Here is a 9,178-nt window from a genome sequence, read left to right on the forward strand (position 1 = left end):
AGGGACCGCCCTGCGCGGTCCGGACCGGATGTGCAAGAGTCTGCCGTCAGAAGACGGCCGCCGGGGACAGGACCGGCTCCTTCCCGCCCCGGCGGGGTGGGGGTCCCCCCGGCCGGAGGCAGGGGCGCACCCCCGGTCCGGAACGGCCGTACCGAGTCGTCGGCCGACCAGGGGCGGAGCAGATCGTGGGACAGCCATCCGGTGAGTTCCGGCAGGAAGCCGTCCGCACCCGGGGCGGTGAGCTGGTCTCCGGGGCCCTGCTGGTGACCGTCGGCACCCCGGAGGGGTCCGAGGTCCGGCCCTGCCCCGAGGAGTGGCGGCCCCGCCCGCGCCGGATCGGGCGCACCGAACCCGCCCGCGGACCGGTCGGCGGCCCCGGCCGCGCGGTCGGTCCGCTCGCCCTCGGCGCCGGCCCGGCCGACCTGCCGCTGCTCGACCGCGAGGCCGACATCGCCCACCTGCTCGGCCTGCTCGCCGAGGGGCGTTCGATACGCCTGGTCGGGCAGGCCGGCTCGGGTCGCAGCGCCCTGCTCTCGGCGGTCGCCGAGGCGGCGGGCGACCTCGCGCCCGGCGGCGTCGTCCAGCTCTGCGGTCACCGCCGCACCGGCGACGACCTGCTCCAGGACCTCTTCGCCGCCACCCACCAGGCCCCCGGCTTCCGGCCCGACCCGGGGCAGCTCGCCGAGCACCTCGCGCAGGTCGGCGCGATCGTGGTCGTCGACGAGGTCGAACCGGTCGGCGCGGAGCTGGAGCGGGTGCTCGCCGCCGCCCCCGACTGCGCCTTCCTGATCTCCGTCGCGCCCGACAGCCCGCCGCTGTCCGCCGACTCCCGGCTGCGGGACCACCTGGTGGCCGGGCTCTCCCGATCCGCCTGCCTCGCGCTCGCCGCCCGGCTGGCCGGCCGGCCCCTGGACGCGGCCGAGAAGGCCTGGGCGGTCGACCTCTGGTTCGAGTCCGAGGGGCTGCCGCTGCGCTTCGTCCAGGCCGCCGCGCTGCTGCGCCAGCGGGACGTCGCCGTGGACGCGCTGGTCGCCGCCGAGGAGGACCGGCTGGACGTCTTCGGCGCGGTCGAGGAGCCCGACCGGCACCCCGACCCGGCGGTCCGTGAGAGCGAGCTGCGCGGGGCCGTCCCGCTGCCGTCGGTGGCCGAGAGCGCCTCGCCCGCCGTCCGGCTCGCCGAGGGCCTCAGCGAGCCGGCCCAGGCCGTGCTGAGGCTCGCGGTGGCGCTCGGCGGCGAGTGCCCGACCGCGCCGCACCTGCCCGCGCTGATCGACGTCGGCCAGGGCGAGAGCGCGCTGCACGAACTCGCCGACGCCGGGCTGGCGGTGTCCATCGGCGGCCACCACCGGCTCACCGCGGGCGCGCTGGACCTGCTCGCCCCGCACTGGCCGGCCCGCCGCAGCATCGACGGCGCCGCCCAGCACTTCGCCTGGTGGGTCGGGCACAGCTCGGTCTCCACGGAGCAGATCGCGGCCGAGGCGGAGGTGGTGATCGGGGTGCTGCTGGCCGACCGGGCCGCCGGCCGGCACGCGGCCGTCCTGCGGCTGGCCCGGGCGGCCGGCCCCGCGCTGGCCCTGGCGCTGCGCTGGGGCGCCTGGGAGCGCGCCCTGCTGCTCGGCCTGGAGGCCGCCCGCAACACCGGCTCCCGGGCCGACGAGGCCTGGTTCCACCACGAGTTGGGCGTCTACGCGATCTGCGTCCGGGAGCCCGGGCGGGCCGTCGCCGAACTGGAGTCCGCCCTCACCCTGCGGGCCGCGCTCGGCGAGCCGCGCGGGGCCGCCGGCGCCCGCCGGATGCTCGATCTGCTGCGCGCCGACGGCCGGCAGCTGCCCGCCGCGGCGACGACCGCCCCGGCGCCCGTCCGACGTCCCGTCATCCGGGCCATCGCGCAGGTGCCGTGGCGGTTCAAGACCACCCCCGGCACGGCCGGCGGCACCCGGCGCACGGTGATCGCCGCCTCGGCGGCCGTCCTCGCGCTCGGCGTGCTGGGGACGGCGGTCGGGCTGAGCGTCACCGGGCCGGACGAGCACCGCGGCAACGACCCGCTCAGCAGCACGGACGACGGCACCGGCCTGCCGGCGGGGCGGCCGGCGCCCCGGCCGAGCCTGAGCCCCGAACCGACGCCGTCCGACGACGCGTCGGGCTCGCAGGGCCCGGAGGCCTCGCCCGCGCAGGACCCGGCGGGCCCGGAGTCGTCGGCGGGCGGCGGGACTTCGCACTCGCCCTCGGCGTCCGGGTCGGCGTCGAAGAGGCCGAGCAGGTCGCCCACCGCGACCGGCTCGCAGTCGCCCTCCCCGGGCCAGCCGCAACCGCCGGTGCTCCCGTCCGTGCCGCCGCCCGGCGGTTCGGGGCCGGGGGGTGGCGGTGGCAGCACCCAGCCCGGCGGGAACAGCCCGACGGCTCCGGCCCCGACCACCACCTCGGCCTCGCCCTCGGCGACCGCCAGCCCCTCGAACAGCGCGACGCCGTCGGGCTCGACGACCCCGACGGCGCCTCCGTCGTCGTCCTGACGGATCAGGGCGCGGCGGTCAGAACAGCTTGAGCTTGTCGTCGTCGATGCCGCGCAGCCCGTCGTAGTCGAGCACCACGCAGCCGATGCCGCGGTCGGTGGCGAGGACGCGGGCCTGCGGCTTGATCTCCTGCGCGGCGAACACGCCCTTCACCGGGGCGAGCAGCGGGTCGCGGTTGAGCAGTTCCAGGTAGCGGGTGAGCTGCTCGACGCCGTCGATCTCGCCGCGGCGCTTGATCTCGACGGCGACGGTCGTGCCGTCGGAGTCGCGGCAGAGGATGTCGACCGGGCCGATCGCGGTCGGGTACTCGCGGCGGATGAGCGACCAGCCGGCGCCGAGCACCTCCATCCGGTCGGCCAGCAGCTCCTGGAGGTGTGCTTCGACACCGTCCTTGATCAGGCCGGGGTCGACCCCGAGTTCGTGGGAGGAGTCGTGGAGCACCTCCTCCAGCGTGATGATGAGCTTCTCGCCGGCCTTGTTGATCACTGTCCAGACCCCGTCGCCCACCTTGAGGGTGCACGGCGGGGACATCCAGTTGAGCGGCTTGTAGGCGCGGTCGTCGGCGTGGATGCTGACGCTGCCGTCGGCCTTGACCAGGATGAGCCTGGTGGCGGAGGGCAGATGGGCGGAGAGCCGACCGGCATAGTCGACTGAGCAGCGGGCAATTACGAGACGCACGGTCGACCACGCTAGCCCACCGGGGCCAGTTGATGCGATTCCGCGACGGCCGGGTGAAGAATCCGCGAACCCCGCGAACATGGAAGTTCGGCGATCCCGCGAATGCCTGTCGGCACTCTGGCGCCCATTCCCACGGGCAGCTACGGTGTGTGACGGCTTGCTTGCAGCGGAGCTGTCAACGGGGACGGAGACTTCAGATGAACGATCCAGCAGGATCCGGCCAATCTGGTGCAGCAAGGCGTATTTACGGAGCAATCCACAGGAATCCCCGGCCTCGCCCCCGATCGGCTGCCACGCTGTCCTGAGCGGCCGGTGCCCCCGACGCGTCCTCCGACGCGGCCTCGGCGCCGCCGCCTCCGCGCGGTGCCGGAAACAGCCGTCCGACGGCGTTCCGGACATCACGCGCGTTTCGCCCACCCTCACCCTCAGCTTGGACTACGCATCACCACCCGGGCGCCGCGCGGGTGGACCGCGAGAGGAGAATCCATGTCGCTCGACGTCTCACCGGCCCTGCTGGAAAAGGCCGAGCGGGGCGAGGTCGACGAGCGGGAATTCGTCGACTGCGTCCGCGTCTCCCTGCCGTACGCCTGGGAGCTGATCAGTTCGCTGGTCGCCCAGGCGAAGGTCGACGGCACCGACTTCGCCGACAACCACGTTCCGCCGCCCAGCGAGCAGGCCCGCGGCCAGCTCCTCCGGGCCCTCGCCAGCGACGCCATCCGGGGTGCGCTGCAGCGCCACTTCGGCGTCCGGCTGGCCTTCCAGAACTGTCACCGGGTGGCGGTGTTCCTGCCGTCGGACTCCAACGAGGCGCGGTTCGATCGCTTCACGTCCGTCCGGGAGCAGCTGCTCAACCAGTCCGAGGAACTCCGGGACTGCTGATCGCGCGGGCCGACCGTGCCGGTTCGACGGCGCGGGGAACGCCGGTGCCGCCGCCGCGGCACCGGAACCGCCACCGGGCCGCCCCACTCCGCTCAGGGGAGGGGCGGCCCGGCGACGTCAGCCCAGCTGCGGCAGCACCTCGGAGCCGAGCCGGGCGATGTTCCGCAGGGTGGCCTCACGGTCGCCGCTGCCCTCGGCGAGGAGGGCGAAGCGCCGGATGCCGGTGCGCTCGGCGGTGGCCAGCAGCCGGTCGGCACACTGCTTCGGCGTTCCCACCGCGTGCAGGTCGCAGAGCAGTTCGGTGTACGCGTGCGGGTCACGCATCTTGCGCTCCCGGCCGTCCACCGTGCGGTGGGCGCCGAGCCCGTACTCGAACCAGCCGGGCATCGCGCGCAGCAGCGTGGCCCGGGCCGTCGAGGTCCGGTCGTCGACCTGCGCCACCCCGGCCGCGACGTGCTGGCGGCCGATCCGGCGCAGCTGCTCCTCGCCGCGCCCGGCGGCCAGCCAGGCGGTGCGGTAGAGCTCCAGCATCCGCAGCTTGTCGTCGTCCCCGGAGTGCATGCCGAGCAGCATCGGCAGGCCGCGTTCGGCGGCGAGCCGGACCCCGCCGGGTGAGGTGCAGGCCACCACCAGCGGCGGGCCGGCCACCGGGCGCCCCGAGGCGGTGAGTTCGTCGATGGGCGCGTCCGCCTCCACCCGCTGGCGGGGGAAGCGCAGCAGTCCGGACTGGTCGCCGAGCCCGAGCCAGGTGCCGAGGTCGGGCCGGCGGGGCGGTTCGGTGGCACGCGGCACCACGGCCACCTCGGGGAAGCTGAACTGCGGGCCGTCCGCGCCCACCCGGGAGCCGCGCAGCCAGCGCAGCAGCAGGTCGAGCCGCTCCGGGAAGCCCTGCTCGAAGGCCTCCACCCCGCCGCCGAAGACATCGAGGTCGATCCACGGACCGCCGCGCCCCACCCCGAGCGTGAACCGCCCGCCGGAGACTAGGTGCAGCATCGCGGCCTGCTCGCCGAGGGCCACCGGGTGCGCGGTGGAGAGCACGCTGACCGCCGTGCCGATCCCGATCCGGCGGGTGCGGCCGAGCAGCATCGCGGCGAGCGTGGCCGCGTTCGGGCAGACGCCGTAGGGGACGAAGTGGTGCTCGGCGAGCCAGACGCTGTCCAGGCCGGCCCGTTCGGCCTCGACGGTGGCCCGGACCGTCCGGTCCAGCGCCTCGCCGTGGGTCTGTCCGGGGAACTGGGCGGAGAGCAGGAAGGCACCGACCTTGACCGGTGCGGTGTCCGCGGGGCGTGCGGCGGAGCGCTGGGGCGCCGGCAGGGGGGTGCCGGTGGCGGTGGCCGGGTCGGCGGTCGTGGGTGCCGGGCCGACGGTGGGCGGCCGGACTCCGACGGGTCGGCGGGTCTCGGCGCGGGCGCTGGTCTTGGTCATCCTTGGGCCTCCTCGGGTGCGCGCAGGGTCTGCGGGCCCCGCCTCTCCCCTTGTGAGTAACCGATGTCATGTGCCAATGGCACGCCGAACCACGAATTTCACAGAAGAACGGGTGGATATCACGGGAAACACCGAAGCGCCGGGCGGCGCCGTGATAGTGGCTTCGAGGGGTGCGCGCCGGCCGTAACCTGGAACGGTCACGAGCCCCCGTAGAGAGGTAGCCAGACGTGTCGCCCCGCCGCAACCGGATCAAGAGCGCAGCCGATCACGAGGACTCGGCGCCGGCCGCCCCGCTCGGCGGCGCGCTGCGCCGCACCGAGAGCTACCGGGGGGACGAGTGGGTGGTGCAGACGGTGGCCGGCACCGCCGGCCGGCACTACCGCTGCCCGGGCTGCGACCAGGAGATCCCGCCGGGCGTGGGCCACGTGGTGGCGTGGCCGATGTACGGGGCCGGGGTGGACGACCGCCGGCACTGGCACCGGGCCTGCTGGGGCGCCCGCGACCGCCGGGCCTCGAACATCCAGCGCGGCCGCGGCGCACCCCGGTACTGAGGGCGCCGCGGCCGCGTCGGCGAGCCGGTCAGGCGTCGCGGTTCTTCAGCACCAGCGCGCCGCCGACCAGCGCGGCCACCGTCCAGGCCAGGCAGATCGCGAAGCCGGCCCACGGCCCGTACGGCTGGTTGTGCTGCTCGTAGACGAGCATCATCCGCGAGCCCGCGTAGTCGGGGAAGTAGTGCGCCAGCGTCTTGACCTTCGGCACCGCCGAGAGGATCGGCGAGAGCAGGAAGAAGAACGGCACCAGCACGCCCAGCGCCAGCGTCTGGTTGTGCAGCATCGCGGTGACGCCGGCCGAGAAGAGGCAGAGCAGCGTCAGGTACATCGCCGCGCCGAACACCGCGCGCAGCACGTGCGGCTCGCCGAGGCTGGTGGAGTGGTCGCCGAGCAGCGCCTGGCCGACGAAGAACGTGATGAACGCGGTGACCAGGGAGACCGCGAAGGCCAGCGCGCCGAGCACCACCATCTTGCCGGTGAGCAGGGTCCCGCGCTGCGGGACGGCCGCCAGGGTGACCCTGATCATCCCGCTGCTGTACTCGTTGCCGACCGCCAGCACGCCGAAGACGATGATGGCCAGTTCGCCGAGGATGATGCCGGAGAAGGCCGTCCCGGTGGCGTCGAACGGGCTGTCCGCGTCGCCCCGGAACTCCTCGAAGTTGTTGTTGGTGAGCAGCGACAGCAGGGCGCCGATACCGAGGGTGACCACGAAGGCCAGCGCGAGCGTCCAGACCGTCGACCGGACACTGCGGATCTTCGTCCACTCGGAGCGCAGTACCGCGGGGAAGGACGCCATCTCAGTTCTCCTTCTGCTGTACGGCCGCCGGCTCCTGCTGCGCCGCCGCGCCCTGCCAGTTCGCGCCCCAGGTGCCGGGCGCCCCGGCCGCGTCGCGGCCCTCGCCGCTCCCGGCGTGGTACTCCACCGAGTCGGCGGTCATCTGCATGAAGGCCTCCTCCAGCGAGGCCTGCTGGGGGCTCAGCTCGTGCAGCACCACCCCGTGGGCGGCGGCCAGGTCGCCGAGCGCGGCGAGCTCGCCGTCGACCACCTCGTAGGAGCCGTCCGGGCCCGGTTCGCCGCGCAGCCCGGCACCGGCCAGGACGTCCAGCAGCCGCTCGGGCTGGGGGCTGCGCAGGCGGACGGCGGTGCGGGAGTTGCGCCGGATGAACTCGGCCATCGGCAGGTCGGCGAGGAGCCGGCCCCGGCCGATGACGACCAGGTGGTCGGCGGTGACGGCCATCTCGCTCATCAGGTGGGAGGAGACGAAGACGGTCCGGCCCTCGGCGGCGAGGCGCTTCATCAGATTGCGGATCCAGAGGATGCCCTCCGGGTCGAGCCCGTTGACCGGCTCGTCGAACATCACGATCTCCGGGTCCCCGAGCAGGGCGGAGGCGATGCCGAGCCGCTGGCCCATGCCGAGCGAGAAGCCGCGGGCGCGCTTGCGGGCGACCGGGGTGAGGCCGACCAGGGCGAGCACCTCGTCGACCCGCCCGGTGGGGATGCGGTTGCTCTGGGCGAGCCAGAGCAGGTGGTCGCGGGCGGTCCGGCCGGGGTGGACGGCCTTGGCCTCCAGCAGTGCCCCGATGTACTTCAGCGGCTCGCTGAGCTGCCCGTATCTCTTGCCGTCGATGGTGACGCGGCCGCCGGAGGGCCGGTCGAGGTCCAGGATCATCCGCATGGTGGTGGACTTGCCGGCGCCGTTGGGGCCGAGGAACCCGGTGACCACACCCTGCGGCACCTGGAAGCTGAGCCGGTCCACCGCGAGCGTCTTGCCGTAACGCTTGGTCAGTTCGTGCAACTCGATCATTCGCGCTCCCTCACTCTCCGTCAGGCTATGACAAACCGGACAGGGTGGCCCGCTGAGTGGGCCCGCCGGGCGCACCGAACTACGGTGGGCGCATGACCCAGCTCCCCTCCGCATTGTCGGTCCGCGAGAGTGGTACCGGAATGCCCCTCGTGCTCCTGCACGCCTTCCCGCTCGATGCCTCGATGTGGTCCGCCCAACTGGACGGGCTGCCCGGGACGACCGGCCACGAGGCCCGGGTGCTCGCGCCCGACCAGCGCGGCTTCGGCAGTACCGAGCTGGGCACGGACGAGCCCTCGCTGGACGCGGTGGCCGACGACGTCGCCCTGCTGCTGGACGCGGCCGGGATCGACCGGGCGGTGATCGGCGGTCTCTCGATGGGCGGGTACGTGGCGCTCGCCTTCGCCCGCCGCCACCCGCGGCGGATGGCCGGTCTGCTGCTGGCCAACACCAAGGCGACCGCCGACACGGACGCCGCCCGGGCCAACCGCGAGCGGATCGCCGCCGCCGTCCTGGCCCGGGACAGCGTCCAGCTGCTGCTCGACGAGCGGATGGCGGCGGGCCAGCTCGGGCCGGACTCCGGGCACCTGGTCGACCGGGTCCAGGGCATGATCGCCGCCGCGTCGCCGGCGGCGGTGGCCTGGGCGCAGCGGGCGATGGCGGCCCGGCCGCAGACCCTGGACGTGCTCGCCGGGGTACGGGTGCCGACCGCCGTCGTGGCGGGGGAGCTGGACGGCCTGATGCCGCTCGAAGAGGCCGAGCTGATGGTGCGGGCGCGGCCCGACGCCGAGTTGACCGTCATCCCCGGCGTGGGGCACCTGAGCGCGCTGGAGGCGCCGGAGGCGTTCGACGCGGCGGTGCGCGGGCTGCTGGCGCGGGTGACGCGATGAAGGAGGAGCGGGCGGAGACCGGCGGCTGGGACTTCTCGGCGCTGGAGGTGACCGGCCGGGTACCGGTCACCAACCGCGGGGAGGGGCTGCTCGAACTGACCCTGGAGCCGCTCGGCGAGGACTACTGGATGCGTCCGGGGGAGACCTTCATCGTCACCTCGTACGGCGACTACGGCTCCGGACACCCCTTCGAGGTGCAGTACTGGCGGGACTCGGTCTCGGTCTGGTGCACCTCGTGGTTCGGCACCGTCTCGGACGACGACGGCAACCAGCTGAGCTGTGGCCACCAGCGGCCCGACGGGGCCTATCCGCGGTGAACCCGGGGAGTGGGGAGTCGGGCCGGCCGACTTCCCGCTCCGGGCCGCCAGGGGCCGCCAGGGAGCCGCCCCGGGGCCGTCGCCGGGGGACAGCAGGACGGGCCCCCACCCGCAAGGGTGGGGGCC

General features: G+C 74.5%; 9 protein-coding genes. 5 read left to right on the plus strand and 4 right to left on the minus strand.

Annotation, left to right across the window (positions count from 1 at the left end; all coding sequences use genetic code 11):
• The first annotated feature begins 185 nt into the window (after positions 1–185).
• Positions 186–2,510 carry an ATP-binding protein gene (locus ACFWA9_RS25355; RefSeq protein WP_380389978.1) on the plus strand — a complete coding sequence of 775 codons (2,325 nt, stop codon included), beginning with the start codon at positions 186–188 and terminating at the stop codon, positions 2,508–2,510.
• An 18-nt stretch (positions 2,511–2,528) separates the two neighbouring features.
• Here ACFWA9_RS25355 and nucS read toward each other — a convergent pair whose 3' ends face one another.
• Positions 2,529–3,188 carry an endonuclease NucS gene (nucS, locus tag ACFWA9_RS25360; RefSeq protein ID WP_329489628.1) on the minus strand — a complete coding sequence of 220 codons (660 nt, stop codon included), beginning with the start codon at positions 3,186–3,188 and terminating at the stop codon, positions 2,529–2,531.
• A gap of 486 nt (positions 3,189–3,674) precedes the next feature.
• Here nucS and ACFWA9_RS25365 point away from each other — a divergent pair, with 486 nt between their 5' ends.
• Positions 3,675–4,067: an SCO5389 family protein gene (locus ACFWA9_RS25365; protein ID WP_329489629.1), complete on the plus strand. Its 393-nt coding sequence runs from the start codon at positions 3,675–3,677 to the stop codon at positions 4,065–4,067.
• A gap of 117 nt (positions 4,068–4,184) precedes the next feature.
• On the opposite strand, the gene ACFWA9_RS25370 is transcribed toward ACFWA9_RS25365, so the two are convergent.
• Positions 4,185–5,492 carry an LLM class flavin-dependent oxidoreductase gene (locus ACFWA9_RS25370; protein ID WP_380389981.1) on the minus strand — a complete coding sequence of 436 codons (1,308 nt, stop codon included), beginning with the start codon at positions 5,490–5,492 and terminating at the stop codon, positions 4,185–4,187.
• A 227-nt stretch (positions 5,493–5,719) separates the two neighbouring features.
• On the opposite strand from ACFWA9_RS25370, the gene ACFWA9_RS25375 reads away from it, so the two are divergent.
• Positions 5,720–6,043, plus strand: coding sequence for an ATP/GTP-binding protein (locus ACFWA9_RS25375; protein ID WP_329489631.1), 324 nt, complete (start codon positions 5,720–5,722; stop codon positions 6,041–6,043).
• A 28-nt stretch (positions 6,044–6,071) separates the two neighbouring features.
• On the opposite strand, the gene ACFWA9_RS25380 is transcribed toward ACFWA9_RS25375, so the two are convergent.
• Together ACFWA9_RS25380 and ACFWA9_RS25385 are read right to left on the minus strand one after the other, a co-directional pair.
• Complete coding sequence (locus ACFWA9_RS25380; protein WP_352289397.1) at positions 6,072–6,839, minus strand: ABC transporter permease subunit; 768 nt, start codon at positions 6,837–6,839, stop codon at positions 6,072–6,074.
• 1 nt (position 6,840) lies between these two features.
• Positions 6,841–7,848 carry an ATP-binding cassette domain-containing protein gene (locus ACFWA9_RS25385; protein WP_352289400.1) on the minus strand — a complete coding sequence of 336 codons (1,008 nt, stop codon included), beginning with the start codon at positions 7,846–7,848 and terminating at the stop codon, positions 6,841–6,843.
• 92 nt (positions 7,849–7,940) lie between these two features.
• Here ACFWA9_RS25385 and ACFWA9_RS25390 point away from each other — a divergent pair, with 92 nt between their 5' ends.
• Both ACFWA9_RS25390 and ACFWA9_RS25395 read left to right on the plus strand, forming a co-directional pair.
• Positions 7,941–8,735, plus strand: coding sequence for an alpha/beta hydrolase (locus ACFWA9_RS25390; RefSeq protein ID WP_352289403.1), 795 nt, complete (start codon positions 7,941–7,943; stop codon positions 8,733–8,735).
• Positions 8,732–9,052 (plus strand): hypothetical protein, encoded by a 321-nt coding sequence (locus ACFWA9_RS25395; RefSeq protein ID WP_329489635.1) that lies wholly within the window; start codon positions 8,732–8,734, stop codon positions 9,050–9,052. The genes ACFWA9_RS25390 and ACFWA9_RS25395 overlap by 4 nt, the downstream gene beginning before the upstream one ends.
• Positions 9,053–9,178: the final 126 nt, after the last annotated feature.

Source organism: Kitasatospora sp. NPDC059973 (genome assembly GCF_042737525.1).
GTDB lineage: Bacteria > Actinomycetota > Actinomycetes > Streptomycetales > Streptomycetaceae > Kitasatospora.

Excerpts from the sequence above, each read along its gene's own strand:
- ACFWA9_RS25390 (WP_352289403.1), top strand. The coding sequence starts at position 7,941 with ATGACCCAGCTCCCCTCCGCATTGTCGGTCCGCGAGAGTGGTACCGGA.
- ACFWA9_RS25380 (WP_352289397.1), bottom strand. The coding sequence starts at position 6,839 with ATGGCGTCCTTCCCCGCGGTACTGCGCTCCGAGTGGACGAAGATCCGC.
- ACFWA9_RS25385 (WP_352289400.1), bottom strand. The coding sequence starts at position 7,848 with ATGATCGAGTTGCACGAACTGACCAAGCGTTACGGCAAGACGCTCGCG.
- ACFWA9_RS25365 (WP_329489629.1), top strand. The coding sequence starts at position 3,675 with ATGTCGCTCGACGTCTCACCGGCCCTGCTGGAAAAGGCCGAGCGGGGC.
- ACFWA9_RS25370 (WP_380389981.1), bottom strand. The coding sequence starts at position 5,492 with ATGACCAAGACCAGCGCCCGCGCCGAGACCCGCCGACCCGTCGGAGTC.
- ACFWA9_RS25395 (WP_329489635.1), top strand. The coding sequence starts at position 8,732 with ATGAAGGAGGAGCGGGCGGAGACCGGCGGCTGGGACTTCTCGGCGCTG.